Annotated in this window: 1 protein-coding gene; it reads left to right on the top strand. The window is 40.0% G+C overall.

Annotation, left to right across the window (positions count from 1 at the left end; translation table 11 throughout):
• Window positions 1-68: 68 nt before the first annotated feature.
• A partial coding sequence (locus M3183_RS27685) for a helix-turn-helix domain-containing protein (protein ID WP_251475125.1) occupies window positions 69-255 on the top strand: 187 nt, incomplete at its 3' end.

The following is a 255-nucleotide window of genomic DNA, read 5'->3' as shown; positions in this document are numbered from 1 at the left end:
ATGCGTTTAACGTACGGAACAATAAGGACGTTTATAATGGTAACTTTAAGTTAGGAGTATTAGAATGGATGAAGAGTAACAAAGCTTCATTAGCAGAAACTGCTCTCCATTTCAATATTTCCACAGATAGTACCATCTGGACGTGGGAGAGAAAGTTCGAAGAGCAAGGTGTCGAGGCTTTGTTTAAGCGGAGAGGAAGGCCGAAGCAAATGACAGCCAAGAATAAAAGCAATAAGAAGAAAGTAGAGGAATCCT

The sequence above is a fragment of the Neobacillus mesonae genome, assembly GCF_023715155.1.
GTDB lineage: Bacteria > Bacillota > Bacilli > Bacillales > Cytobacillaceae > Neobacillus > Neobacillus mesonae_A.
The sequence above is the reverse complement of the archived record's forward strand: the minus strand, read 5'-3'. Positions and strand labels throughout refer to the sequence as shown.